The organism is Curtobacterium sp. BH-2-1-1 (genome assembly GCF_001806325.1).
GTDB lineage: Bacteria > Actinomycetota > Actinomycetes > Actinomycetales > Microbacteriaceae > Curtobacterium.
In genome coordinates this window covers 55,081-76,987 of record NZ_CP017580.1, presented here as the reverse complement: position 1 = coordinate 76,987, position 21,907 = coordinate 55,081, and the positions used below count along the sequence as shown (strand labels likewise).

The following is a 21,907-nucleotide window of genomic DNA, read 5'->3' as shown; positions in this document are numbered from 1 at the left end:
CTCGGCGTGACCACCGTCGCGCGCGTCGTCCTCGACTCGCCGCTCCCGCAGTTGGACCGTCTGTTCGACTACCGGGTGCCGGACGGGCTCGAGGACGACTGCGTGCCGGGGGTGCGTGTCAAGGTGCCGCTCCGCACCGGTGCGCGCATGTCCGACGCCTACGTGGTCGAGATCGTCACCGAGGGTGAGTACCCGGGCGAGCTCAGTGCCATCGAGACGGTCGTCTCCCCGGTGCCGGTCCTCGCGCCGGAGATCTGGTCGCTCGCGCGCGCCGTGGCCGACCGTGCCGCGGGGGTGGCGTCCGACGTGCTCCGGCTCGCCGTGCCGACGCGCCAGGTCCGTGCCGAGAAGGCCTGGCTGGCCCGCGACACCGCGTGGTCGCCGCCGACAGTCGAGCCGCCGCCCGTCACCGGCTACGCCGACGGCGTCCTGGAGGCGCTGGTCGCCGACCACGGTCGCGCTGCGGTCGCCGCCGTCCCCCACCCGACAGCGCTCGGTGCCGCCGACGCGCCGGTCTGGGTCCCCGGATGGGCCGCCACGCTCGCCCAGGCGGCCGCGCACACGGTCGCCGCGGAGCAGTCGGCCGTGATCGCGGTGCCGGACTTCCGCGACGTCACCGACCTCGAGCGTGCACTCCTCGCGGTGCTGCCGCCGGAACGGGTCGTCCGGTTCGACGCCAAGCAGACGAACGGGCAGCGGGCGAAGGCCCTGCTGCAGGCGAGGACCCACGCGGTCGTCGCGATCGGCAACCGCACGGCGGTGTACGCGCCGGCGACCGAGCTCGGACTGATCGCCATGTGGGACGACGGGGACGCCTCGTTCATCGAGCCACGTGCCCCGTACGTGCACACCCGGGACGTCGCCCTCGTCCGGGCCGCGCAGTCCGGGGCCGCGCTGCTGTTCCTGTCGCACGCCCGGAGCACCGACGTGCAACGGCTCGTCGAGCTGCACTGGCTGCAGGAGGTCACGCCGTACCGGGCGAAGACACCCAAGGTCATCCCGACCGTCCAGCAGACCGGTGCCGAGGGGTACGCGGCACAGGCCCGCATCCCGAGCTCGGCGTGGCGTGCCGCGCGCGAGGCCAGCCAGCACGGAGCCGTCCTCGTGCAGGTCGCCAGTCCGGGGTTCGGCACCGGACTCGTCTGCGCCGAGTGCGGTGAGCGCGCGCACTGTCGGATCTGCGGCGGTCCGCTCGGCAGCCCGCACCGGGGTGCGACGCCGCAGTGCCGGTTCTGCGGCGCGCTGGCGGTCGGGTTCCGCTGCCCGACGTGCGGCAACGGCACGGTGAAGCCGGTCGGGCAGGGGGCGCAGCGCACCGCTGACGAGCTCGGCCGGGCGTTCCCGGGCACCCGCATCGTGGTCGCCGACGGCTCCCGTCCGCTCGACGAGGTCCCGGCGCGCCCCTCGGTCGTGGTCGCGACGCGCGGTGCCGAGCCGAGCGTCCCGGGCGGGTACGCGTGCGTACTCCTGCTCGACGGGGAGCGGATGCTCGCGCGCGAGGGGCTCCGCGTGCAGGAGGACGTGCTGCGCTTCTGGACGAACGCCGCCACCAAGGGAGCCCCGGGCGCCGAGGCGTACCTCGTGGGCATCGGCGGGAAGCTCGCGACGGCCATGGCGCTGTGGCGGCTCGACGGTCCGGCGCACGACGAGCTCGCCGACCGCCGTGAGCTGCACTTCCCACCGGCCGTGCGGGTCGCGACGCTGACGGGCACGGACGAGGCGGTGACGGCCGCGGTCGAGGCGCTCGACGGTCTCACGGTCGGCCCCGTGCTCGGTCCGGTACCCGTCGAGGACGACGCACTCCCGGGAACCGTCCGTGCGATCGTGCGCTTCCCGTACGCGCACGGTGCCGAGGTGGCGGCGACCCTCAAGGCCGAGGTGATCCGGCGTGCGTCCACGCGGCGGGTGCTGCCCGGGGGGAACCGACGTCGGGCGGCGCCGGCGCTCCGGGTGCGGCTCGACGACGCGGAGCCCTTCAGCGAGGTCTGACCCGGCCGCGCGCTGCCGCGCGCTGCCGGGCGCGGGCCGTCGGGCCGGTCGTGCGCCGTGCCTCCAGGGCGCCTGTCGCGTGCCGCGCGTTGCCCGCGCGCGCATGTTCCGACGTTCCGCCCGTCGATCGACGCGTGTTCTGTCGCCACATGCGCACGCACCGTCTGCGCGCGCATGTTCCGACGTTCCGCCCGTCGATCGACGGGTGTTCTGTCGACGCATGCGCACGCACCGGCCGCCCCGCGCGCCCGGACCCACGCCGTGCATGCGACATGCGCGGCCCACTCGCGCGACCTGTGCCAGGGTGGACGACGGCGGTCACGAGCCGCCGACGACACACATCACGCACGACGAGGTGACGCGGATGACGCCGATGAGGGCGCTGTACAAGCCGGACGCAGCTCCGGGACTGATCATGACCGAGCGGCCGGTACCGGTCCCGACGGAGGACGAGGTCCTCATCCGGGTCCTCCGCACCGGGATCTGCGGGACCGACCTGCACATCCGGCGGTGGGACGACTGGGCGGCCTCGGCGGTCACGGCCCCGCTGGTCCCCGGACACGAGTTCTTCGGCGAGGTGGTCGAGGTCGGCTCCGCCGTGCGTGACGTCGCGGTCGGGGACCGGGTCTCCGGCGAGGGCCACATCGTGTGCGGCACGTGCCGGAACTGCCGGGCTGGCCGACGCCAGATGTGCATCCGCACGAAGGGCCTCGGCGTGCAGCGGGACGGCGCCTTCGCGGAGTACCTGACGCTGCCCGGCGCGAACGTGTGGGTGCACCACGCCGACGTCGACCCCGAGGTCGGCGCCCTGTTCGACCCGCTCGGCAACGCGGTCCACACGGCGCTCGCGTCCCCCGTCGTCGGCGAGGACGTGCTCGTCACCGGGTGCGGGCCGATCGGCCTCATGGCGATCGCGGTCGCTCGGCACGCCGGTGCCCGGTTCGTGGTCGGCACGGACGTCAGCGCGAACCGACTGCGGATGGCCGAGGCGATGGGCGCCGACCTCGGCGTCGACGTCGGTGCCGCCGGTGACCCGATCCGTGCGGCGCAGGAGCAGCTCGGCATGCGCGAGGGGTTCGACGTCGGCTTCGAGATGTCCGGCGCCCCGACCGCCCTCCCGGCGATGGTCGACAACATGAACCACGGCGGGCGGATCGCCATGCTCGGACTGCCGACCGGCGAGATCGCGGTCGACTGGGGCAAGGTCGTGACGCACATGCTCACGGTCAAGGGCATCTACGGCCGCGAGATGTTCGAGACGTGGCAGACCATGAGCTCGATGCTGCAGACGAGCGAGGTGCTGCGCGACCGCATCGCCTCGATCGTCTCGGGGCGCTTCGCGGCGCGTGACTGGGAGGCAGCGTTCGCCGCAGCGGCGAGCGCGGACGGCGGCAAGGTCGTCATCGACTGGACGGAGATCTGATGTACGGCGCGATCAAGGACCACCTGACGGCCGAGCTGGCGGGCATCGAGGCCGCCGGGCTCACGAAGCGGGAGCGCGGCATCGCCGGTCCGCAGCGTGCGGCGATCAAGGCCGACGGTGCTCCGCTGCTGAACTTCTGCGCGAACAACTACCTCGGGCTGGCCGACTCCACCGACCTCGTCGACGCGGCGAAGGACGCCCTCGACCGGTGGGGCTACGGCATGGCGAGCGTCCGGTTCATCTGCGGCACGCAGGACCTCCACCTCGACCTCGAGCGTCGCGTGTCGGCGTTCCTCGGCACCGAGGCCACGATCCTGTACTCGTCGTGCTTCGACGCGAACGGCGGCCTGTTCGAGGTGCTCCTCGGGCCGGAGGACGCGATCATCTCGGACGAGCTGAACCACGCCTCGATCATCGACGGCGTGCGGCTGTCGAAGGCGCAGCGGTACCGGTACCGGAACCGCGACGTGCAGGACCTCGAGGCGCAGCTCGTCGCCGCCGGGGACGCCCGGTTCCGCGCGATCGTCACCGACGGCGTCTTCTCGATGGACGGCTCGATCGCGCCGCTCGCCGAGATCTGCGACCTCGCGGACCGGTACGACGCCCTCGTCATCGTCGACGATTCGCACGCCGTCGGGTTCGTCGGCGAGCACGGCCGGGGGACGCCCGAGCTGTGCGGCGTCGCGGACCGGGTCGACGTGTACACGGGCACGTTCGGCAAGGCACTCGGGGGTGCGAGCGGCGGGTACGTCGCCAGCCGGCGGGAGATCGTCGACCTGCTGCGGCAGCGGTCCCGTCCGTACCTGTTCTCGAACTCGCTCGCGCCGGTGATCGCCGCGGGGACGGTCGCAGCGCTCGACCTCATCGAGCGGTCGGACGACGCGCGCGAGCGGCTGCGGGCGAACGCAGCACGCTTCCGGTCGCTCATGACCGACGCCGGGTTCGAGCTGTTGCCGGGGGAGCACCCGATCGTCCCGGTGATGTTCCACGACGCGGCCCTGACCGCACGGATCGCCGACGAGATGCAGGCGCGCGGGATCTACGTGACGGCGTTCAGCTACCCGGTGGTCCCGAAGGGCCGGGCACGGATCCGGGTGCAGCTCTCGGCGGCGCACACCGAGGAGCAGGTCCGGCGGTGCGTGACGGCCTTCACCGAGGCCCGAGCGGCCGCGGCGCGAGCGGCCGCGGGTCCGGTCGGCGACGCGGTCAGCCCGCGGTGACGGCGGTGTGGCGCTCGCGCGGGAAGACCACGCCGAGCGCCACCATCCCGATCGCCAGCACCAGGTGCAGCCAGTTGTCCGCCCAGTTCAGCGGCACGAAGTTCGCCCCGAAGTCGTGTCCGGCGGTGAACAGCCCGTACACCCACAGCACGAAGTAGACGACGCCACCGATCACGAGGTACATGCGGGACCCGGTGGCGTACCGCGCCGCGAGCAGTCCGACGACCCCGAACAGCAGGTGCACGACGTTGTGGAGCACCGACACCTGGAACAGTCCGAGCAGCATCGCCATCGAGCCGTGCCCCGCCCCGCCGAGGTCGCCCGTCGTCAGCCCGGGGACGAACCCGGCGATCCCGACGAGCAGGAAGACGACCCCGACGACGAGTGCGATCGCCTGGATGCTCGAGCCCGCGTAGCGGTTGGTGGACGTGGTGACGTCGGACATGGTGGAACCTCCTCGTTCGGCTGCTGGCGACGGTACCCGTGGGAGACTCGGACGGTGACGACGGGGGAACGCACGAACGACCGCACGAACGACCGCCCGGGGGCCCGCACGCTCCCGCTCGCCAGCTGGCGCTACCAGGGCACGCTGCGCACGTACCAACGCGACGTCCTCGACCGGGTGCCGGTCGAACCCGGCGACCCCGTCCACGTCGTCGCGCCGCCGGGCGCCGGCAAGACCCTGCTCGGGCTGCTCCTCGCCGGACGCCACGGTGCGCGCGCCCTCGTGCTCGCGCCGACCGCGACGATCCGCGCGCAGTGGGCCCGATCCGCGTCGGCCCTGCACGGCGACGCGACGGTGTCCGAGGACCCGGACCGCCCCGGCGACCTCACCGCGCTGACCTACCAGATGCTCTCCGTCCTCGACACCGGCAGTCCGCTCACCGACCTCGCCACCGCGGACTGGCGTCGCGAACTCGTCGACGGGGGACGGGAGACCGCGGCCGCGGCACGGTGGATTGACGACCTCCGCACCAGCAACCCGTCAGCGTTCCGGAAGGGCGTCCGTCGCCGTTCCCGCGCGATCCGGAAGCGGCTCGCGCGCGAGGACCCCGAGCGCCTCGCCGAGGCCCTGCACCCGAACGCCCGCGCACTCGTCGACCGGCTCGTGGCACACGGCGTCGAGACCGTCGTCCTCGACGAGTGCCACCACCTCCTCGACCACTGGGCGCTGGTGGTCGCCTACCTGATCGGCCGCATCCGCGCGTCCGGCCGCGAACCGGTCGTGATCGGCCTGACCGCGACCCTGCCGTCCACCGACGACCGCGACGCCCACGACACCTACACCGCACTGCTCGGCGACGTCGACCACGAAGTGCCGACACCCGCCGTCGTGAAGGAGGGCAACCTCGCGCCCTACCGCGACCACGTCTGGTTCGTCGAGCCGACCCCGGACGAGCTCGCCTTCCTGCGCGACCACGAACGCCGACTCGCCGCGCTGATCCGCGGCTCGCTCGCCGAACCCGACGGGATCGACTGGCTCGAGACGACGCTGCAACCGGAGACCAGCACCGGCGCGGTCCCCGGACCGGACCCCGGCACACGGCCCGCCACCGCCGAGGAACGACTCGCCGCAGCCTTCGCCGCCGACTTCCCCGTCGCCGAGGCCGCCGCACGCACCCTCGCCGAGTTCCGCCCCGACCACCCACTGCTCGCGCTCCTGCCCGACGACGTCCGACGCGCCCCCGACGCCGAGGGGCGGATCCGGGTCCTCGCCCGCTACGCCCTCGACCGACTGCTGCCCGACCCCGACCGCGCGGAGCAGTGGCAGCGCATCAAGCGCTCGATCGTGGACTTCGGGTTCACCCTGACCGACCGCGGCGTCCGACGGAGCCGCGACCCGATCGACACGGTGCTCGCATCCTCCGCCGCGAAGGACCGCGCCGTCGTCGACCTGCTCCACCTCGAACTCTCCCAGGACGCTGCCGACCGGGTCCGGGCCGTCGTGGTGACCGACCACGCCACCCACGGCAACACCCGGGGGAGCGCCGTCCCCGCCGCGGGCGCACTCCGGACCTTCGCCACGGTCGCGACGGAGGACCACCCCGTGCCGCTGCGCCCCGTGCTCGTCACCGCACGCCACCTCCGGATCGCCGCCCGGGACGCCGACGTCCTGCTCCCCGCACTCGAGCAGCGCCTCGGCACGACCTGCAGCACGGAGCCGGTGCCCGACGACCCGCACGTGCTCAGCGTCGAGACCCCCGGTGCCGGATCGGCCGCCGTGCTGGCCGCCGTCTCCGCCCTGCTCACGGACGGCACCACCCGACTCGTCGTCGGTACCCGTGGCCTCCTCGGCGAGGGCTGGGACTGCCCCGCCGTGAACACGCTCATCGACCTCACCGCCGTCGCGACCTCGTCGGCGACCCAGCAGCTCCGCGGTCGCACGCTCCGCCTCGACCCGGCGTGGCCCCGCAAGGTCGCCCACAACTGGACCGTCACCGCCGTCGTCCCGGCCGACGTCCCGCTCGACGCCGCCCCGGACGTCTCCCGGATGCGCCGGAAGCACGAACAGATCTGGGGACTGCTCCGCTCGGACTCTGCGCAGGTGGTCCGCGGCACGTCGATCGCGCTCACCGACGGACAGGCCCGCCGGCTCGCCGGACTCGTTGCGAAGGACCAGCGGCAGACCGTTCGGGCCCTCGACGAGACCATCGCCGCCGAACTCCCCACCCGGGCCGACAGCTGGGCCGCCTGGCGCGTCGGCGAGCCCTACGCCGACCGCGAGAGCACGGCGACCGTCGTCGAGGAACCACGCACGCAGCCGTTCCGTACCGGACCGACCGCGGAGTTCGTGCTCGCCGTCGTCCTCGGCGCGGTCCTCTGGCTGCTCGCCGAGTCCGCCCGGGGCATCGTCGCCCTCTGGCGGCTCGGCTCGGTGCCCGGCGTGCTCGGGCTCCTCGTCGTCATCGGTCTCGCCGTCCTGCTCGTCTGGCCCGTCGCCCGACAGCTCGGCCTCGCCCTCCGCCAGCGGTTCAGCACCGTCGGCGCCTACCGCAGAGCCGTCCGGGTCGTCGTCGACGCGCTGCACCGGGCCGGTCGGGTCCCGGCGTTCGGCGAGGGGGACGTCCGCGTCACCGCGCAGATGGCGGGGAAGGTGCCGCAGAGCTTCACGATGGAGGTGCTCGGCGCACGCCCCGAGGACCGCCGCGTCGTCACCGGCGCGCTCGCCGAGTTCTTCGGCCCGGTGCGGACCCCGCGCTTCCTGCTGCAGGTCAGCCGCACCGAGCGCGCGACCGTGCGGCGGGCGCCGTTGCTCGTCGTGGCCCTGGCCGTGGCCCGTGCGGTCACCCCGGGCGACCGGTACTTCGCCGTGCCGGCGGCCGTGGGACGTCGCCGTGCCGATGCCGAGGCGTTCGCCGCCGACTGGAGCCGCCGGGTCGGTCCGTGCCGCCTGCACGAGATCGACTCGCCGGAGTCGCTCGTGCTGCTGGTCCGTGCCCGCCGGACGTCGGGTGCCGCCACGGCCGCGCCGGTGCTCCGCGACCAGTGGTCCTGACACGATCGGAGCTGCCGTCGGACGCGGAGCACGTGGGGAACATGGGAGGATCGAACCCATGCGTCTCGTCGTCGCCGGCAGCCCCGCTGCGGCCGTCCCCACCCTCCGCCGCCTCGCGGCGTCCGAGCACGAGATCGCCGCGGTGCTCACCCGTCCGGCGACCCCGCAGGGCCGGAAGCGCGTCCTCACCCCGACCCCCGTCGCCCAGGTCGCACAGGAGCTCGGCCTCCCGGTGATCGAGGCGTCCCGGGTCGACGACGAGGTCACCGCCCGCATCGCCGACCTCGGGGTCGACCTCGGCGTCATCGTCGCGTACGGCGCCCTGCTCCGACGCCCGGCGCTCGACGCCCCGCGGCTCGGCTGGGTGAACCTGCACTTCTCGGACCTGCCGCAGTACCGCGGCGCCGCCCCCGTCCAGCGCGCGGTGATGGCCGGCGACACCCGCACCGCCGCGACGGTGTTCCAGCTCGTCGAGGCGCTCGACGCCGGTCCGGTCTACGCGAGCGACCCGTTCGACATCGACTCCGAGGCGACCTCCGGCGAGGTCCTCGCCGCGATGGCCGAGACCGGCGCCGAGACCGTCGTCCGCGTCGTCGACGACATCGCCGCGGGCACCGCGGTCGCCGTGGAGCAGACCGGCGAGCCCACCCTCGCCCCGAAGCTGACCATCGACGACGGTCGCATCGACTTCGCCGCACCGGCCACCGTCGTGCACGCACGCCTGCGCGGCGTCACGCCCGAGCCCGGCGCGTACGCCCACCTCGGCGAGACCCGCGTCAAGCTGCTCCGCAGCACCCGACTGCCAGGAGGCGCAGCAGACCCCGCCCCGTCGCTCGCCCCCGGTGCGCTCAGCGTCCAGGGCGGTCGGCTGCTCGTCGGAACCGCCGACGACCCGCTCGTGCTCACCGAGGTGCAGCCCGCCGGCAAGAAGGCGATGGACGCCGCCGCCTGGGCCCGGGGCCTCGGCTCCCTCGACGGGAAGGTCCTGGCGTGAGCGCCGCGAGCACCGGGCAGCGCCGGCACCACGGACCGCGGCAGACGAGTGCCCGCCGTGTCGCCTTCGACGTGCTGCGGGCGGTGCAGGTCGACGACGCCTACGCCAACCTCCTGCTCCCGACCCGGATCCGCCGCGCCGGGCTCTCCGCGCGCGACGCCGGGTTCGCCACCGAGCTGACCTACGGGTCGATCCGGATGCTCGGCCGGTACGACGCGATCATCGCCCTCGCCTCCGGCCGTCGCATCGACAACGTCGAGTCCGACGTGCTCGACGTCCTCCGGCTCGGCGCCCACCAGCTGCTCGGGATGCGCACCCCGACGCACGCCGCCGTCGACGCCACGGTCGAGCTCGCCCGCGAGGTCGGTGCCCGCCGCGCCACCGGCTTCGTCAACGCCGTGCTGCGCAAGGTCGCCGCACGCACCGACGACGAGTGGGACGCGCTCATCACCGCGGGCCGTGGTGGGGACGCACTGCTCGCCACCCGGTGGTCGCACCCCACGTGGGTGGTGTCCGCGCTGCGGGACGCCCTCGCTGCCGAACGCTCGCGGGACGAGCTCGCCGCGCTCCTGGCGGCCGACAACGCCGCGCCCCGGGTGCAGCTCGCCGCGCTGCCCGGGCTGGCCACCGACGAGGACGTCGCCGCTGCGCGGGCCCACGCCGCGACCGCGACCGAACACGAGACGGACGCCGACGACGAGACGCAGGTCGCGCCTCCCGAACCGCTCACGGACCCCGAGGCGGACTTGCCGGTCTCGCCCGTCGGCATCCGCGGGATCTCCGGCGACCCCGCCCGCGTGCCGGGCGTCACCGCCGGACGGCTCCGCGTGCAGGACGAGGGCTCCCAGCTCGCCGCACTGGCGCTCAGTCGGTCGTCGGCGATCCGGCCGGGGGAGCGGTGGCTCGACCTCTGCGCCGGGCCCGGTGGCAAGGCGGCGCTCCTCGCGGCCGAGGCCGCACAGGGCGGGGCGACCCTCGTGGCGAACGAACTCGTGCCGGCGCGTGCCGGACTCGTGGGGAAGGCCCTCGCGGGCTCCGGCGACGGCGTGACCGTGGTCGAGGGCGACGGTCGGCGCTTCGGTCGCGACGGCGCCGGGGTGACGTTCGATCGGATCCTGCTCGACGCGCCGTGCACCGGACTCGGAGCGCTCCGGCGTCGTCCGGAGGCCCGGTGGCGCAAGCAGCCCGAGGACGTCCCCGAGCTCGCCGCGCTGCAGGCCGAACTGCTCGACGCCGCCGTGCGGGTGCTCGCACCGGGCGGGACCCTCGCGTACGTGACGTGCTCGCCGCACCTGGCGGAGACCCGAGGACAGGTCGACGCCCTGATGGCGCGGCACGGTGGCGAGCTCGAGCAGCTCGACACCGCGTCCGTCGTGCGGTCCGTGGCCGCGCGGGACCCTCGGGTGGCCGACGGGAACACGGTGCAGCTCTGGCCGCACCGGATCGGGACGGACGCGATGTTCATCGCGCTGTTCCGGCGCGTCGCGTAGCACGAGAGCCCAGCAGCAGGCCGCCGGCTCAGCGTGACCGGCGGTACGCGCTCCCGTCGCAGGTGTGCACGGCGTCCTCGTCGAACAGCGCCCGCAGGTTGTACGCGGCGCAGTCGCGGAAGGTCGCGATGCTGATCCACCGCGCCGAGCGGCGGAGCTCGCCCTTCGCGGGGCCGTCCGAGCCGATGCCGGCCCGGTGCACCGTCCAGGCGATGTCCCGCGCCTCGGCGTCGAGGTAGCGCATCACCGCCTCGTTGTCGGCATGCTGACCGCGGTACGCGCGGGCGAGCGTCGCCCGCACGAGCCGCAGCACCGGTGCGAGCCGCCGGCCGGGAGGCGCGCTCAACCCGCCCGCCTGGTAGAGCAGGCGGGTGGCACCGCTCCGACGCATCGCCGGCACGAGCGCCCGGACGAAGGGCGTGTTGACCAGACGGTCACGCTGCGCGTCGACGTCCCCGAGCATCACGACGACGGCGGTCACACCGTCCAGCAGTGCGTGGAGGTCGAGGTCGTCGGGGACGGAGCCCGGTACGACCTCGAGGTCGTCGTGCTGGATCGTGAGCTTGGCCGGCGTGCGGGCGACGGCGCGCACCCGGTGTCCGGCGTCGAGGGCGAACTGCGTGAAGTGCTGGCCGGTCTGGCCCGTCGCGCCGAAGACGAGCAGGTGCTGTTGCGATGTCATGGTCCCAATCTAGGCACTGACTAGAAAATAGGCAATGCCTAGTCGCGGGGTAGGGTGGAGCCATGCCGGATCGTCCCTTCCACCACGGGAACCTCCGCGCCGTCCTGCTCGACGAGGCCGTGACGGTCCTGCGTGAGGACGGTGTCGACGGGCTGTCCCTGCGTGACCTCGCGCGCCGTGCCGGTGTGAGCCACGGAGCGCCGCGGAGCCACTTCGTCGATCGCCAGGCGCTCCTCGACGCCGTGGCCGAGCTCGGCTTCGACCGGCTGGCCGCCGCGGTGCGCCGAGCGCTGGCCGGGGCCGGTGACCTGGACGACCGCTTCCGCCGGGTCGCCCTCGCGTACGTCGACTTCGCGATCGACGACGCCGCGCTGATGGACCTGATGTTCCAGGCGAAGACGACCACCCGGGCCGAGTCGGTGCAGGCTGCCGCCTCGTCGCTGTTCGCTGTGCTCGACGGCGCGATGGGGAGCGCGCTGGCGGACGGCGGCGACGGCGACGCCCGGCACCTGTTCAAGCTCCTGTTCGCCGCCACCATGCAGGGGATCGCCGCGCTCGTGATCTCGCGTCGGATCGATCGCGCCGAGGGGGAGCGGCTGGTGGACGCCGCGCTGGAGACGATGCTCCGCTCCGACCTCGGCTCCCGCGCGGTCGGCGCGAGCTGAGGCCGGTGCGGAGCGGGCTGACGGACGCACCCCGGTAGGCTCGACGGGTGACGATCCGCATCTCGCCGAGCATCCTGTCCGCCGACTTCGCGAACCTCGAACGCGAGCTCCACCGCATCGAGACCGCCGACCTGGTGCACGTCGACGTGATGGACAACCACTTCGTGCCGAACCTCACGCTGGGCCTGCCGATCGTGCAGCGCCTGCAGGAGGTCTCCCCGGTGCCGCTCGACGTCCACCTCATGATCACGAACGCCGACACCGAGGCGCCGAAGTACGCCGAGACCGGTGCGTCGAGCGTGACCTTCCACTTCGAGGCCGCCGACGACCCGGTGGCGACCGCCGCGGCGATCCGCTCGAACGGCGCCCGGGCAGCCGTCGCGGTGAAGCCCGGCACCCCGATCACCCAGGTGCTCCACCACCTCGACGCCTACGACATGATCCTGCTCATGACGGTCGAGCCCGGGTTCGGCGGCCAGGCGTTCATGCACTCGGTGATGCCGAAGCTCGCCGACGCCCGTGCGGCGGTCGACGCCTCGGGGCTCGACGTCTGGCTCGAGGTCGACGGCGGGATCGCGGTCGACACGGTGCCCGAGGCGGTCCGCAGCGGTGCCGACACCCTCGTGGCGGGCTCCGCGGTCTACGGCGGCGAGCCGGCCGCGCGCATCGCGGACCTGCGCGAGGCGGCCGCGGCAGCACGCTCGTGACCGGACCGGTACCCGAGGTGACGGGCGTGACGGACACGAGCCGCGCCTCCCGTCCGGACGGTACGTCGGCCGTGTCGGCGGGGGACGGTAGCCTGGTGCGCGTGAAGACGTTCGACGACCTGTTCCAGGAGCTCACCGAGAAGGCGCGCACGCGCCCCGAGGGCTCCGGCACCGTCGCCGAACTGGACGCCGGCGTGCACCAGATCGGCAAGAAGATCGTGGAAGAAGCGGCCGAGGTCTGGATGGCGGCCGAGTACGAGGGCGACGAGCGCACCTCAGAGGAGATCTCGCAGCTCGTGTACCACCTGCAGGTGCTCATGGTGGCGAAGGGGCTCACCCCGGCGGACGTCTGGCGACATCTCTGATCCGCTGATCAGCCGCCGACCCTCCACCAGAAAGCAGACCCCTGATGCTCCGCATCGCCGTGCCCAACAAGGGCTCCCTGTCCGAGACCGCGTCCGACATGCTGCGCGAGGCCGGGTACGCCGGCCGCCGCGACCCGAAGGCCCTCCACCTGCTCGACGAACGCAACGGCGTCGAGTTCTTCTTCCTCCGCCCCCGCGACATCGCCACGTACGTCGGTTCCGGCGCGCTCGACGTCGGCATCACCGGCCGCGACCTGCTGCTCGACTCCGGCTCCGCTGCGCACGAGGTCGACGCGCTCGGGTTTGCCGACTCGACGTTCCGGTTCGCCGGTACGCCCGGCCGGTTCAGCACGCTGCAGGACCTCGACGGTGTGCGGGTGGCCACGAGCTACCCCGGGCTCGTGGGGGAGTTCCTCGCGAAGCACGGCGTCACCGCGACGCTCGTGAAGCTCGACGGCGCGGTCGAGAGCGCCGTGCGCCTCGGAGTCGCCGACGCCGTGGCCGACGTGGTCTCGACGGGCAGCACGCTCCGGGCCGCTGGCCTCGAGATCTTCGGGCCGGTCATCCTCGAGTCGACCGCGCTCCTCATCTCCACCGACGAGACGATTCCCGGCATCGACGTCCTGCGGCGCCGACTGCAGGGCGTGCTCGTCGCGCGCGGCTACGTGATGCTCGACTACGACATCCCCACCGGGCTCCTCGAACAGGCGACCGCCGTCGCGTCGGGCATCGAGTCGCCGACGGTCTCGCCGCTCCACGGTCGTGACTGGTCGGCCGTCCGCGTGATGATCCCGCGCGACGACGCGAACCTCATCATGGACGCGCTGTACGACCTCGGCGCGCGCGCCATCCTCGTCAGCCCGATCCACGCCGCACGACTGTGACCGGGGTGACCGGCTCCGGTGCCGTGCCGCCGGCACGCGCGGGCGGGGTCGCCGTCCGGGTCATCCCCTGCCTGGACGTCAAGGGCGGCCGGGTCGTCAAGGGCGTCAACTTCCTGGACTTGCAGGACGCCGGTGACCCGGTCGAGCTCGCCGCGCGCTACTACGAGCAGGGCGCGGACGAGCTGACCTTCCTCGACGTGGGTGCCACGGTCGAGAACCGCGCGACGATGTACGACACGGTGACGCGCACGGCCGAGCAGGTGTTCATCCCGCTCACGGTCGGAGGCGGCGTCCGGAGCGTCGACGACGTGTCGCGACTGCAGCAGTGCGGTGCGGACAAGATCGGCGTGAACAGCGCCGCGATCGCGCGTCCGGACCTCGTCGGCGAGATCGCGGACCGGTTCGGCGCGCAGGCCGTCGTGCTTTCCCTGGACATCAAGCGGTCCGACCGGATGCCGTCGGGCTTCGTCGTGACGACCCACGGCGGTCGGACCGAGTCCGACCTCGACGCGCTCGCCTGGGCGCGCGAGGCCGTCGAGCGCGGCGCGGGGGAGCTCCTCGTCAACTCGATCGACGCGGACGGCACGAAGAACGGGTTCGACGTCGAGCTCGTGGCAGCGGTGCGCGCGGTCGCGTCGGTCCCGGTCATCGCCTCGGGAGGCGCGGGTCGGCTCGAGCACTTCGCCCCCGCGATCGAGGCGGGCGCGGATGCCGTCCTCGCCGCCAGCGTCTTCCACCGCGGCGAGATGACCATCGGTGACGTGAAGGCCGCGCTGCGCGCGACCGGGCACGCCGTCCGCTGACCCGCCGCCGTAGGCTAGGAGTCTCATGACCGACAGCACCAGCACCAGCACGGACGCGGTCCTCGACCGCGCGCGGTTCGGTGCGGACGGGCTGCTCCCCGCCATCGTGCAAGAGGAGTCGTCGAAGGACGTCCTCATGCTCGGCTACATGGACCGAGAAGCCCTGCGCCGCACCCTGACCGAGGGACGGGTGACCTTCTGGTCGCGGTCCCGGAACGAGTACTGGCGCAAGGGCGACACCTCGGGGCACGCGCAGTACGTGCGCGGGGCGGCGTTCGACTGCGATGCGGACACGCTCCTCGTGACCGTCGAACAGGTCGGTGCCGCATGCCACACCGGCGCGCACCGCTGCTTCGACGTCGACCCCCTCGAGCCCGTGACGGCGTCCGCGCCCGACGGTGCCGCGTCCGATCTCGCCGGTGCCCCGTCCGCTCTCGCTGCTGGGGCCGTGGAGGAGACCCGATGAGCACCGCGACGCTCTCCGACACGCCGCACACGACCTCCCGTCCGGAGTTCGACGCCCTGCTCGACGCCCACCGCGTCGTCCCCGTCGTGCGCGCGCTCTACGCCGACAGCGAGACGCCGGTCGGTGTCTACCGGAAGCTCGCCGACGGCCGGCCCGGTACCTTCCTGCTCGAGTCCGCCGGGCAGGGCGGCCTCTGGTCGCGCTGGTCCTTCGTCGGGGTGCGCAGCTTCGGCGTGCTCACCCAGGACGGCGACCGTGCCGCGTGGATCGACACCGGCATCCCGGCGTCCCGCGCCGTCGACTCGCTCGACGGCGAGCCGCTCGAGGTCCTGGCGCGGCTGCACGAGCGCTGGGCGACCCCGCGGATCCCCGGCACCCCGCCGCTCGTCGGTGGCACCGTCGGGTTCATCGGCTGGGAGGCCGTCCGTCAGCTCGAGCACCTGCCCAACGTGCCGCCGGCCGACTTCGACGTGCCGGGGCAGGCCCTCGCGTTCGTGTCCGAGCTCGCCGCGCTCGACCACCGCACCGGGCTCGTCCTGCTCGTCGCCAGCGTGCTGAACGACGGTGTCGACGACGCCGAAGCGCTGTGGGCGGACGCCCAGGCGCGACTCGACCGGATGCAGGCCGACCTCGTGCAGCCCTCCGCCGCGACCGTCGCCGAGGCGTTCGACATCGCCGAGCCGACCCCGACCCACCGGTCCACCCCCGCGGACTACATGGCCGCCGTCGAGCGGTCGAAGGGCTTCATCCGCGACGGGGACGTCTTCCAGGTCGTCATCTCGCAGCGGTTCGACCACGAGGTCACCGCGGATCCCCTCGACGTGTACCGCGTGCTGCGGACGCTCAACCCGAGCCCGTACATGTACTTCCTGTCCCTGGCGGACACCGCCGACGAGCGCTTCTGGATCGTCGGTGCCTCGCCCGAGGCCCTGGTCAAGGTGCAGGACGGCCGGGCGATCACCCACCCGATCGCCGGGTCGCGTCCGCGCGGCGCCACACCCGAGGCGGACGTCCGTCTCGGCGAGGACCTGCTCGAGGACCCGAAGGAGCGCGCCGAGCACCTCATGCTCGTCGACCTGGCGCGCAACGACCTGCAGAAGGTCTGCGAGCCGGGCACGGTCGCCGTGACCGAGTTCATGACGGTCGAGCGGTTCAGCCACATCATGCACCTGGTGTCGAGCGTCGAGGGCGCCGTGCGGCCCGGGGCCTCGGCGATCGACGTGTTCCGGGCGACCTTCCCGGCCGGCACCCTCTCCGGGGCGCCGAAGCCGCGGGCGCTCGAGATCATCGACGAGCTCGAACCCGCGAAGCGTGGGGCCTACGCGGGCGTGGTCGGGTACTTCGACTTCGCCGGCGACGCCGACCTCGCGATCGCGATCCGCAGCGCCCTCATCAAGGACGGTGTGGCACGCGTGCAGGCCGGGGCCGGGCTCGTGGCCGACTCCGACCCCGAGACCGAGCACATCGAGGCCGTGAACAAGGCCGCGGCACCGCTGCGGGCCATCGCGACCGCGAACCGGATGCGTGGGGTGCACTCGTGACGGCCCGCCGCTCCCGGCCGCTCGTCGTCGTCGCCGGCCTCGCCGTCGCGGGCATCATCATGCTCTCGTGGACGCAGACCTGGTTCACGGTCCACCTCCACGCGGGCGCTGCCGTCGCCGCGAAGGTGGACGCCGACGGTGCGGCCGCGGTCCCGCAGTACACCGCCCTGGCGATCGCGAGCCTCGCGCTCTTCCTGGCGATGACCATCGCCGGTCGGGTCGTCCGGATCGTGCTCGCCGCCGTCGAGATCCTGCTCGGCGTCGGCGTGGTGGTGTCCGGGATCACCGCCCTGGCCGACCCGGTCGCCGCAGCGAAGGGCGCCGTGGGCGAGGTCGCGGGCGTCGCGGACCTGTCCGCCGTCCGCCGGGCCGTGTCGAGCGTGGACGTGTCGGCGTGGCCGGTCGTCGGCATCGTCGGCGGCGTGCTCGCGATGGCGCTCGGGGTCGTCGTGCTCGTCGTGCAGCGGTCCTGGCCGGGGCCGAGCCGGAAGTACGGTGCGGCCACCGCGGGCGCGGCGGCGGATGCCCGTGCGGTGGCGCCGGTCGAGCGTGACGCCGTCGTGGACTGGGACGACCTGAGCGCCGGTGTCGACCCGACCTCGGACGCGGTCGCAGGCCCCGACAGCGCAGCCGCGGGCCCCGACGACGCGAGCGCGGACGCTGCCGGAGCGGCCCCGGACGACACGGTAGGATCGAACGGACGCCGGTCGAACGACGGCGTCGAAGCAGAACGAGGAGCACCGTGAGCAATACTGAGCCCGCAGAACTCGGCGAAGGCCACTCGCCGGCAGCCTGGACCGCCGTCGTGATCATGCTGATCGGATTCGCGGCCGGCACGCTGTTCTTCTGGTTCGACCAGCCGTGGGGCGTCTGGGCCTCCGCCGGCGTGGTGCTCATCGGCCTCATCGTCGGTGGCGTCATGAAGAAGGCGGGCTACGGCGTCGACGGCCCGAAGTTCGTCCCCAAGCACCACTCCGAGTAGGTCCAGCATGCCGAACGTGCTCGAGACCCTCGTCGCGGGCGCGCTCGAGGACGCCGCGGCCCGTCGCGTCGACCGTCCGTACGCGGACGTCGAACGCGACCTGGACCGCGTCGCGTCCCCGCTCGACGCCCTCACGTTCCTGGCCCCCGGCGACCGGGTGAAGATCCTCGCCGAGGTCAAGCGTGCCAGCCCGTCCCGCGGGTCCATGGCTCCGATCGAGGACCCCGCGTCCCTCGCCGCCGACTACGAGCGCGGCGGTGCCTCGACGATCAGCGTCCTGACCGAGGGGCGCAAGTTCCTCGGCAGCCTCGCCGACCTCGAAGCGGTCAGGGCCCGGGTGGGCGTCCCCGTCCTCCGCAAGGACTTCATCGCCGACCCGTACCAGGTGATCGAGGCCCGGGCGTCCGGTGCCGACGTCGTCCTGCTCATCGTGGCGGCGCTCGAGCAGCAGCAGCTGGTCGAGCTCCACACCCTGGCGGAAGAACTCGGCATGCACGTCCTGGTCGAGGCGCACTCGGCGGACGAGGTCGCACGCGGGCTCGACGCCGGAGCGCGGATCCTCGGGGTGAACGCCCGCGACCTGACCGACTTCTCGCTCGACCGCGACCTGTTCGGATCGCTCGCCGACCGGATCCCCGACGGGGTCGTGCGCGTCGCCGAGTCCGCGGTCGCCGGTCCGGCCGACGTCGCGCACTACCGTGCCGCCGGCGCCGACGTCGTCCTGGTGGGGGAGGCGCTCGTGACGGGCGACGACCCCGCTGCCACACTCGCGTCGTTCATCGCAGCCGCCGACCGCGACTGACCGACGACAGCATCCATCCCAGCCCGGTTCGCCGGGCGTGTCCCGGGAGACCCATCGTGACCTCACTCCGCGACCTGCACGGACCGTACTTCGGCGACTTCGGCGGGCGGTTCGTCCCCGAGTCGCTCGTCCTCGCGCTCGACGAACTCGAAGCGGCGTTCCGCGAGGCCTGGGCGGACCCGGCCTTCCGCGACGAGCTCGACACGCTCCAGCGCGACTACACCGGGCGGCCCTCGATCATCACCGAGGTGCCCCGGTTCGCCAAGCACGCCGGCGGTGCCCGGATCATCCTCAAGCGCGAGGACCTCAACCACACCGGCTCGCACAAGATCAACAACGTGCTCGGTCAGGCCCTCGTGGCCAAGCGCCTCGGCAAGACGCGCCTCATCGCCGAGACCGGCGCCGGCCAGCACGGCGTGGCGACGGCCACCGCGGCGGCGCTCTTCGGCATGGACTGCGTCGTCTACATGGGCGCCGTCGACACCGAGCGCCAGGCGTTGAACGTCGCCCGGATGCGCCTGCTCGGTGCCGAGGTGATCCCGGTCGAGACCGGCTCCCGCACGCTGAAGGACGCCATCAACGACGCCCTGCGCGACTGGGTCGCCAACGTCGACTCCACGCACTACCTGCTCGGCACCGTCGCCGGCCCGCACCCGTTCCCCGAGATGGTGCGCGAGTTCCACAAGGTCATCGGCGAAGAGGCCCGCCAGCAGGTCCTCGACCGGGTCGGACGCCTGCCCGACGCGGTCGCCGCGTGCGTCGGCGGCGGCTCGAACGCCATGGGCATCTTCGAGGCCTTCCTCGACGACGAGTCCGTCGCGCTGCACGGCTTCGAGGCCGGTGGCGACGGCGTCGAGACCGGTCGGCACGCCGCGAGCATCACGCTCGGTCGCGAGGGCGTCCTCCAGGGCACGAAGTCCTACCTCATGCAGGACGAGGACGGCCAGACGATCGAGAGCCACAGCATCTCCGCCGGGCTCGACTACCCGAGCGTCGGGCCGGAGCACGCCTACCTCGCCTCGATCGGGCGTGCGAAGTACGAGCCGATCACCGACGACGAGGCGATGGAGGCCTTCCGCCTGCTGAGCCGCACCGAGGGCATCCTGCCGGCGATCGAGTCGTCGCACGCCCTCGCCGGGGCGATCAAGCTCGGCAAGGAACTCGGCCCAGAGGGCGTCATCCTCGTCAACCTGTCCGGCCGGGGTGACAAGGACGTCGCGTCCGCCAGTCGCTACTTCGGCATCCTCGACGAGAACGCGGTGCAGCTGTGACCACGAACCAGACGGTCGCGACGACGATCGACACCGCCAACGCCGAGCGCGCGGGCGCCGTCGTCGGCTACCTGCCCGCCGGCTACCCCGACGTGCAGACGAGCGTCGACGCCGCCGTGGCCCTGGCCGAGAACGGCGTCGACGTCATCGAGCTCGGCCTGCCGTACTCCGACCCGGTGATGGACGGCCCGGTCATCCAGCGGGCGGCAGAGGAGAGCCTGGCGAACGGCTTCCGCGTCGCGCAGGTCTTCGACGCCGTGCACCAGATCACCGAGCGGGCGAACGTGCCCGTGCTCGTGATGACCTACTGGAACCCGGTGCTCCGGTACGGCGTCGAGCGGTTCGCCGACGACCTCGTCGCCGCGGGTGCCGCCGGGCTCATCACGCCGGACCTCATCCCCGACGAGGGCGCCGAGTGGATCCGCGAGTCGGAGCGCACCGGCCTGGACCGGGTGTTCCTCGCAGCCCCGTCCTCGTCGGACACGCGCATGCAGCAGGCGGTCCGGTCCAGCCGCGGGTTCGTCTACGCCGTCTCCACCATGGGCGTCACCGGCGCGCGCGAGGGCGTCGACGTCGCAGCGCGCACCGTCGTGTCGCGGCTCCGCGACGCCGGGGTCGAGCGCACGTGCGTCGGTCTCGGCATCTCGACGGCGGAGCAGGTCGGCGAGGTCCTCGAGTACGCCGACGGCGCCATCATCGGCTCCGCCTTCGTCCGGGCCCTGGCGGACCTCGGCGTGCAGGGCGTGGCCGACCGGGCAGCCGACCTCACCTCCGGCGCGCAGCGCCGCTGACGTCCAGGAGGCGCGGTGCCGGCGACCCCGTCGGCCCACCTGCACCGCGGTGTGGGTGAGCGACGCGTCCGCCCCGCACCGCGCCTCCCGTCGGTCACAGTTTCCACAGGACCGGGCCCTCGGTTCCTGACGTACGCACCTCCCGCGCTACAGTGAGCGGGGCCGACGGCACGTCGGCACCGCGCCCAGCCAGCACCGAAAGGCGACAGCACCTCCATGCCCCTCCTGAGCATCCCGAGCCCGAGCACCGCGTGGCAGTACTTCGACCTGACCGCCTGGCTGCGCGACGCGTTCGGTTGGTCGCTGCCGCTCGACTTCCGCATCCACGCCTACGCGATCTGCATCCTGCTCGGGATCGTCGCCGCCGTCATTCTCGCGAACCGCCGGCTCAACGCGCGCGGCGTCGAGCGCTGGATCATCATCGACATCGCGATCTGGGCCGTCCCCGCCGGGATCATCGGCGGTCGCCTGTTCCACGTGTTCACGCACGTCAGCGACTACTTCGGTCCCGGGCGCGACCCGCTGTCCTTCCTCTACATCTGGGAGGGCGGCCTCGCGATCTTCGGCGCGCTCATACTCGGTTCGGTCGGCGCCTACATCGGCTGCCGCCAGGTCGGCCTGCGGTTCACCGCGTTCATCGACGCCGTCGTGCCGGGCGTGCTGCTCGCCCAGGCGTTCGGTCGCCTCGGCAACTACTTCAACCACGAGCTCTTCGGCATGCCGACCAGCCTGCCGTGGGGCCTGCAGATCGAGTCGTCGAACGCGGCGTTCCCGAAGGGCCTGCCCGAGGGCACGCTCTTCCACCCGACGTTCCTCTACGAGATCATCTGGAACGTCGTCGGCGTCGTCGTGATCCTGCTGCTCGACAAGAAGTTCCGCCTGCAGTGGGGCAAGGTCCTGTCGCTCTACCTGATCTGGTACGGCATCGGTCGCTCGGTCCTCGAGTCCATCCGCGTCGACACGAGCGAGACGTTCTTCGGCATCCGGACGAACGTGTGGATGTCCTTCGCGGCGATCCTGCTCGGCATCATCATCTTCCTCGTGCAGTCCAAGCGGCACCTCGGCAAGGAGCCGAGTCCGTACCTGCCCGGTCGCGAGCCCCGCTCGAAGTCCGGGGTAGACTCGGACGACACCTGGTCAGAGTCCGACGACGACGCTCCGGCGGCCGTCACCGACTCCGATCCGGTCACCAGCAGCACCGCTGGCCGCGCGTAGGAAGCACCCCTCCTGCGTGACTGATCCCGATCGGTCACGACTGTCAGCAGCACCTCCCGGACCCACCACAAGCGGGTCCGACACCTCGCACGCCGCCAGGGCAACTCACTGACGGCGGGCA

The 21,907-nt window shown here is 73.0% G+C and carries 21 protein-coding genes; 19 read left to right on the top strand and 2 right to left on the bottom strand.

Annotation, left to right across the window (positions count from 1 at the left end):
• Positions 1–6 precede the first annotated feature (6 nt).
• The 3 genes from BJK06_RS00325 to BJK06_RS00315 all read left to right on the top strand — a co-directional run bounded on the left by BJK06_RS00325 (position 7) and on the right by BJK06_RS00315 (position 4,632).
• Positions 7–1,989: a hypothetical protein gene (locus tag BJK06_RS00325; RefSeq protein WP_070416246.1), complete on the top strand. Its 1,983-nt coding sequence runs from the start codon at positions 7–9 to the stop codon at positions 1,987–1,989.
• Between the two features lie 373 nt (positions 1,990–2,362).
• Positions 2,363–3,412, top strand: coding sequence for an L-threonine 3-dehydrogenase (gene tdh / locus BJK06_RS00320; RefSeq protein WP_070419059.1), 1,050 nt, complete (start codon positions 2,363–2,365; stop codon positions 3,410–3,412).
• A complete protein-coding gene (locus BJK06_RS00315; protein WP_070416245.1) occupies positions 3,412–4,632 on the top strand; it encodes a glycine C-acetyltransferase in 1,221 nt (406 codons plus the stop codon). The genes tdh and BJK06_RS00315 overlap by 1 nt, the downstream gene beginning before the upstream one ends.
• Here BJK06_RS00315 and BJK06_RS00310 read toward each other — a convergent pair.
• Positions 4,619–5,077 (bottom strand): DUF4383 domain-containing protein, encoded by a 459-nt coding sequence (locus BJK06_RS00310; RefSeq protein ID WP_181015119.1) that lies wholly within the window; start codon positions 5,075–5,077, stop codon positions 4,619–4,621. The two genes, BJK06_RS00315 and BJK06_RS00310, sit on opposite strands and share 14 nt — an antisense overlap.
• Positions 5,078–5,131: 54 nt before the next feature.
• Here BJK06_RS00310 and BJK06_RS00305 point away from each other — a divergent pair, with 54 nt between their 5' ends.
• The 3 genes from BJK06_RS00305 to BJK06_RS00295 are packed head-to-tail and all read left to right on the top strand — an operon-like array spanning position 5,132 to position 10,612.
• Positions 5,132–8,128: a DEAD/DEAH box helicase family protein gene (locus BJK06_RS00305; RefSeq protein WP_070416244.1), complete on the top strand. Its 2,997-nt coding sequence runs from the start codon at positions 5,132–5,134 to the stop codon at positions 8,126–8,128.
• A gap of 58 nt (positions 8,129–8,186) precedes the next feature.
• A complete protein-coding gene (gene fmt, locus BJK06_RS00300) occupies positions 8,187–9,122 on the top strand; it encodes a methionyl-tRNA formyltransferase (protein WP_070416243.1) in 936 nt (311 codons plus the stop codon).
• Entirely contained in the window at positions 9,119–10,612 is a 1,494-nt protein-coding gene (locus BJK06_RS00295) for an RsmB/NOP family class I SAM-dependent RNA methyltransferase (protein ID WP_070416242.1), read from the top strand. The genes fmt and BJK06_RS00295 overlap by 4 nt, the downstream gene beginning before the upstream one ends.
• Before the next feature lie 28 nt (positions 10,613–10,640).
• On the opposite strand, the gene BJK06_RS00290 is transcribed toward BJK06_RS00295, so the two are convergent.
• The gene (locus BJK06_RS00290; RefSeq protein WP_070416241.1) at positions 10,641–11,294 is read right to left on the bottom strand and encodes an NAD(P)-dependent oxidoreductase; all 654 of its coding nucleotides are present in this window, start codon (positions 11,292–11,294) and stop codon (positions 10,641–10,643) included.
• A gap of 62 nt (positions 11,295–11,356) precedes the next feature.
• On the opposite strand from BJK06_RS00290, the gene BJK06_RS00285 reads away from it, so the two are divergent.
• The 13 genes from BJK06_RS00285 (at position 11,357) to lgt (ending at position 21,786) form a co-directional block, all read left to right on the top strand.
• Positions 11,357–11,959 (top strand): TetR/AcrR family transcriptional regulator, encoded by a 603-nt coding sequence (locus BJK06_RS00285; RefSeq protein WP_070416240.1) that lies wholly within the window; start codon positions 11,357–11,359, stop codon positions 11,957–11,959.
• A gap of 47 nt (positions 11,960–12,006) precedes the next feature.
• Positions 12,007–12,666 carry a ribulose-phosphate 3-epimerase gene (rpe, locus tag BJK06_RS00280; RefSeq protein ID WP_070416239.1) on the top strand — a complete coding sequence of 220 codons (660 nt, stop codon included), beginning with the start codon at positions 12,007–12,009 and terminating at the stop codon, positions 12,664–12,666.
• 101 nt (positions 12,667–12,767) lie between these two features.
• On the top strand, positions 12,768–13,031 hold the full coding sequence (locus BJK06_RS00275; RefSeq protein ID WP_031259753.1) for a phosphoribosyl-ATP diphosphatase: 264 nt from the start codon (positions 12,768–12,770) through the stop codon (positions 13,029–13,031).
• A 44-nt stretch (positions 13,032–13,075) separates the two neighbouring features.
• Positions 13,076–13,915: an ATP phosphoribosyltransferase gene (hisG, locus tag BJK06_RS00270; protein ID WP_022906699.1), complete on the top strand. Its 840-nt coding sequence runs from the start codon at positions 13,076–13,078 to the stop codon at positions 13,913–13,915.
• Positions 13,916–13,920: 5 nt separating this feature from the next.
• Entirely contained in the window at positions 13,921–14,718 is a 798-nt protein-coding gene (hisF, locus tag BJK06_RS00265; RefSeq protein ID WP_258027669.1) for an imidazole glycerol phosphate synthase subunit HisF, read from the top strand.
• A gap of 25 nt (positions 14,719–14,743) precedes the next feature.
• On the top strand, positions 14,744–15,184 hold the full coding sequence (hisI, locus tag BJK06_RS00260; protein WP_070416238.1) for a phosphoribosyl-AMP cyclohydrolase: 441 nt from the start codon (positions 14,744–14,746) through the stop codon (positions 15,182–15,184).
• Positions 15,181–16,725 carry an anthranilate synthase component I gene (locus tag BJK06_RS00255; RefSeq protein WP_070416237.1) on the top strand — a complete coding sequence of 515 codons (1,545 nt, stop codon included), beginning with the start codon at positions 15,181–15,183 and terminating at the stop codon, positions 16,723–16,725. Before hisI ends, BJK06_RS00255 begins: the two co-directional genes overlap by 4 nt.
• Positions 16,722–17,471, top strand: coding sequence for a Trp biosynthesis-associated membrane protein (locus BJK06_RS00250; RefSeq protein ID WP_070416236.1), 750 nt, complete (start codon positions 16,722–16,724; stop codon positions 17,469–17,471). The genes BJK06_RS00255 and BJK06_RS00250 overlap by 4 nt, the downstream gene beginning before the upstream one ends.
• Positions 17,468–17,707 (top strand): HGxxPAAW family protein, encoded by a 240-nt coding sequence (locus BJK06_RS00245; RefSeq protein ID WP_070416235.1) that lies wholly within the window; start codon positions 17,468–17,470, stop codon positions 17,705–17,707. The genes BJK06_RS00250 and BJK06_RS00245 overlap by 4 nt, the downstream gene beginning before the upstream one ends.
• A gap of 16 nt (positions 17,708–17,723) precedes the next feature.
• Positions 17,724–18,509 carry an indole-3-glycerol phosphate synthase TrpC gene (gene trpC, locus BJK06_RS00240; RefSeq protein WP_070419056.1) on the top strand — a complete coding sequence of 262 codons (786 nt, stop codon included), beginning with the start codon at positions 17,724–17,726 and terminating at the stop codon, positions 18,507–18,509.
• Between the two features lie 56 nt (positions 18,510–18,565).
• Complete coding sequence (gene trpB / locus BJK06_RS00235) at positions 18,566–19,780, top strand: tryptophan synthase subunit beta (RefSeq protein ID WP_070416234.1); 1,215 nt, start codon at positions 18,566–18,568, stop codon at positions 19,778–19,780.
• On the top strand, positions 19,777–20,571 hold the full coding sequence (gene trpA, locus BJK06_RS00230) for a tryptophan synthase subunit alpha (protein WP_070416233.1): 795 nt from the start codon (positions 19,777–19,779) through the stop codon (positions 20,569–20,571). Before trpB ends, trpA begins: the two co-directional genes overlap by 4 nt.
• Positions 20,572–20,787: 216 nt before the next feature.
• Complete coding sequence (gene lgt, locus BJK06_RS00225) at positions 20,788–21,786, top strand: prolipoprotein diacylglyceryl transferase (protein ID WP_083294946.1); 999 nt, start codon at positions 20,788–20,790, stop codon at positions 21,784–21,786.
• Positions 21,787–21,907 lie beyond the last annotated feature (121 nt).

Bases quoted from the DNA above. Each gene is read 5' to 3' on its own strand.
- fmt (WP_070416243.1), top strand. From the start codon at position 8,187: ATGCGTCTCGTCGTCGCCGGCAGCCCCGCTGCGGCCGTCCCCACCCTC.
- lgt (WP_083294946.1), top strand. From the start codon at position 20,788: ATGCCCCTCCTGAGCATCCCGAGCCCGAGCACCGCGTGGCAGTACTTC.
- BJK06_RS00290 (WP_070416241.1), bottom strand. From the start codon at position 11,294: ATGACATCGCAACAGCACCTGCTCGTCTTCGGCGCGACGGGCCAGACC.
- hisI (WP_070416238.1), top strand. From the start codon at position 14,744: ATGACCGACAGCACCAGCACCAGCACGGACGCGGTCCTCGACCGCGCG.
- BJK06_RS00310 (WP_181015119.1), bottom strand. From the start codon at position 5,077: ATGTCCGACGTCACCACGTCCACCAACCGCTACGCGGGCTCGAGCATC.
- tdh (WP_070419059.1), top strand. From the start codon at position 2,363: ATGAGGGCGCTGTACAAGCCGGACGCAGCTCCGGGACTGATCATGACC.
- BJK06_RS00255 (WP_070416237.1), top strand. From the start codon at position 15,181: ATGAGCACCGCGACGCTCTCCGACACGCCGCACACGACCTCCCGTCCG.
- hisG (WP_022906699.1), top strand. From the start codon at position 13,076: ATGCTCCGCATCGCCGTGCCCAACAAGGGCTCCCTGTCCGAGACCGCG.
- BJK06_RS00315 (WP_070416245.1), top strand. From the start codon at position 3,412: ATGTACGGCGCGATCAAGGACCACCTGACGGCCGAGCTGGCGGGCATC.
- BJK06_RS00285 (WP_070416240.1), top strand. From the start codon at position 11,357: ATGCCGGATCGTCCCTTCCACCACGGGAACCTCCGCGCCGTCCTGCTC.